Genomic DNA, 3,774 nt, shown 5'->3' on the forward strand with positions numbered 1-3,774 from the left:
GTTGCGCAGCTCGACGGCGGTGAGCGAGTCGAATCCGAGGTCGCGGAAGGGCCGTTCGGCGTCGGCGGGCGGCGCCCCTGCGGGGTGGCCGAGGACGGTGGCGATCTCGGTGCGCAGCAGGCGCAGCAGGGCGGCCGTCCGCTCGGCCGCGGGCAGCGCGGCGAGTTCCCCGGCGAGGCGTCCGCCGGAGCGGGCGTCGAGCCGGGTGCCGGGCCGGGCGGTGCGGCGGGCGGTGGCGGCGGGGTCGCGCAGCAGCGGCGGGACGCTCGTGGCGGTGCGGGCGGCGGTCAGGTCGAGGCGGACGGGCAGCAGGACCGCGCGGTCCTGGGTGAGGGCGAGGTCGAGGAGGGCGAGGGCGTCGGGGGTGGGCAGGGCGCCGACCCCGGCCCGTGCCGCGCGGTCGCGGTCGGTGTCGGAGAGGTCCGCGGTCATGCCGCCGTCCTCGGCCCACAGTCCCCAGCCGAGGGCGGTCGCGCGACGGCCCCGGCCGCGCAGGGCGGTGGCGTAGGCGTCCAGGAAGGCGTTGGCGGCGGCGTAGTTGCCCTGTCCCGGGCCGCCGAAGGTGGCGGCGGCGGACGAGAAGAGGACGAACGCGGACAGGTCGAGGTCGCGGGTGAGCCGTTCCAGGTGGACGGCCGCGTCCGCCTTCGGCCGCAGCACGGCGGAGAGCCGGTCCGGGGTGAGGGCGGTGAGCACACCGTCGTCGAGCACCCCGGCGGCGTGGAAGACGGCGCCGAGGGGATGCTCGGGGGGAAGGCCGTCGAGGAGTGCGCCGAGGGCGTCGGGGTCGGCCACGTCGCAGGCGGCGAAGGTGACCCGCGCCCCGTGCGCTTCGAGGTCGGCGCGCAGCTCGGCCGTTCCGGGCGCGTCCGGTCCCCGGCGGCTCGCCAGCAGCAGACTGCGTACGCCGTGCGCGGTGACCAGGTGCCGGGCGACGGCGGCGGCGACGGTGCCGCCCGCGCCGGTGATCAGCACGGTCCGCAGCGGGTCGAGGGCGGGTACGTCCGGTACGGCGGTGGGCCGGTGCCGGACCAGGCGGGCGGCGTACGCGCGCCCGGCGCGTACGGCGATCTCGCTCTCGTCGGCGGGCAGGGCGGCGAGGGCGGTCTCGGGGTCGGTGTCGCCGTCGAGGTCCACGAGCAGGAACCGTCCGGGACTCTCCGACTGCGCCGAGCGGACGAGGCCCCGTACGGCGGCGGCGGCCGGGTCGGTGACCGGGTCGCCGTGCCGGACGGCGACCGCGCCGCGGGTGACGAGGACGAGCCGGGCGTCCCGGGTCCGCTCGTCCGCCAGCCAGCGCTGGATGGTGTCCAGGGCGGTGGCGGTCGCGGTGTGCAGGGCGGCGGGGAGTTCCGCGCCGTCGGTGTGCACGGTGAGGAGGACCAGATCGGGGACGGTGCCCCCGGTGGCGAGGAGGGCGTCGAGGTCGGGGTGGTGACGGGTGCCGTCCGGTACGTCGCCGGGCGCGCCCTCGCCGGTGGCGGGCCCGGCAGCCGGGTCGGCGCCGACGAAGGCGACGGTGGGCGGGGAAGCCGGCCGGGGCGCGGCGGGCAGCTCCGCCCACTCGACGGTGAACAGGTCCGAGGCGGCCGGTCCGGTGAGGGCCAGGTCCGCCACCGGGGCGAGCGTGACCGCGCCGACGGAGGCGACCGGCGCACCGGACTCGTCGGCGAGGTCCAGGCGTATCTCCCCGCCGGGGCCCGGCCGCAGCCGTACCCGCAGGACGTCCGGGGCGGCGGCGTACAGCGTGACGTCCCGCCAGGTCACGGGGGTCTGGCCCGGGTGGCCGAGGACGGGTGAGGCGTGCAGGGCCGCGTCGAGCAGCGCCGGGTGGAGTGCGACCCGCAGGGCGTCGGCCGACAGCTCCTCCGGCACGGCGACCTCGGCGTACGCCTCGTTCCCGGCCCGCCATACCGCCGTGAGGGCGCGGAACGCGGGGCCGCGGTCGAGGCCGTGGAGCCGGGCCGTCTCGTGGAGCGCGTCGATCTCGTCGTCGTCGAGGGCCTGGGCGCCGGGGGGCGGCCAGGCGCCGTCGTCCTCTTGGGGCTCCTCGGGCGTGCCGGTGGCGGGGGCGAGGAGTCCGTGGGCGTGCCGGGTCCAGGGCTGGTCGTCGGCGGTGCGCGCGTGGCAGGCGAACGGCCGGGAGCCGTCCGCCGCGGGTGCGTCCAGGACGACCTGGATCTCCGCGGCACGGTCCCCGTCGAGGACGAGCGGGCGTTCCTGGTCCAGCCGGACGACGTGGTCGCAGCCGACCCGGCCGCCGAGGTGCAGCGCGAAGTCGAGGTAGGCGGCTGTCGGCAGCACGGTGCGGCCCGCCACCGTGTGGTCGGCCAGCCAGGGATGGGTGCGGGCGGAGAGGTGGGTCGTGGAGACGACGGCGGTGGAGTCCGCCAGGGTCAGCGCGGAGCCCAGCAGGGCGTGTCCGACGCCCCGGCTCCGGCCGGGGAGCGGGTCGAGCCACAGTCGGCGCTGCAGGAAGGCGTAGGTGGGCAGATCGACGCGTCGGGCTCCGGGGTGGAGCGCGGACCAGTCGGGGCTGTGTCCGGCGGTGTGCAGCGTGCCCACCGAGCGCAGCACACTGCGCGTCTCCGATCCCTCGCGCCGCAGTGCGGGCACGACGACGGCGGGCGTCTCCTCCAGCACACCGCGTGCCAGTCCCGACAGGGTGGCGTCCGGGCCGAGTTCGAGATGGCGGACGGCTCCCAGGCCCTTCAGGCCCCGTACCGCGTCGGCGAAGCGCACGGGGCGGCGGACGTGCTCGACCCAGTACTCGGGGGTGGTCAGTTCCCCGGCGGTCGCGGCCCGGCCGGTCACCGTGGACACCACCGGCAGGGAGGGGCTCCGGTAGGTCAGTGACTCGGCCACGGCGCGGAACCGGGCGAGCATCGGGTCCATCATCGGGGAGTGGAAGGCATGGCTGACCCGCAGCGCCGTGACCTTCCGCCCCTCCTCGCGGAACGGCGCGACCACGTCCTCGACGGCATCCGCCGCGCCGGAAACGACCACGGAGCGCGGGCCGTTGACCGCGGCGAGGCCCACGCGCCCGTCGAGCGGCAGCGGCAGCACCTCGTCCTCGGCGGCCTCGACCGCCACCATCGCGCCGCCCTCGGGGAGGGCCTGCATCAACCGGCCCCGGGCGACGACCAGTCGGCAGGCGTCCGCCAGCGACCACACACTCGCCACATGCGCGGCGGCGATCTCGCCGATCGAGTGCCCGGCGAGAGCGTCCGGGCGCACACCCCACGACTCCAGCAGCCGGAACAGGGCCACTTCGAGGGCGAACAGGGCGGGCTGCGCGAACTCCGTCCGGTTCAGCCGCTCGGCGTCGGTGCCGAAGACCACCTCACGCAGCGCGAAGGGAAGTTCGGCGTCGACGGCGTCGAAGGCCGCCGCGAACGCCGGGAACGTGTCGTACAGCTCCCGGCCCATGCCCGGCCGCTGCGACCCCTGCCCGGCGAACAGGAACGCCGTACGCCCCCGCACCGCCACGCCGCGCACCACGCGCGGGTCCGACTCCCCCGAGGCCACGGCCGCCAGCGCCGAACGCATGTCGTCCAGGTCCGCGCCCACCACCACGGCGCGGTGCGGGAACATCGAGCGCGTCGTACCCAACGACCGGCCGACGTCGCCGAGACGCTCCTCGGGCGCCCGGTCCGCGAGCCATCCGGACAGCCGCTCCGCCTGCCCGGGGACCGCGTCCGCGTCACGCGCCGACAGCGGCCACAGGGCGAGTCCCGGCCCGCCCGAGACGCCCGCGGCGTCGGAGGCGGGGGC

General features: G+C 77.4%; 1 protein-coding gene. It reads right to left on the minus strand.

Annotated features, from left to right (window positions below):
- Positions 1–3,774: type I polyketide synthase (locus tag DVH02_RS36875; protein WP_114627626.1), on the minus strand; the 3,774-nt coding region annotated here is incomplete at both ends.

This window comes from Streptomyces corynorhini (assembly GCF_003346515.1).
Taxonomy (GTDB): Bacteria; Actinomycetota; Actinomycetes; order Streptomycetales; family Streptomycetaceae; genus Streptomyces; species Streptomyces corynorhini.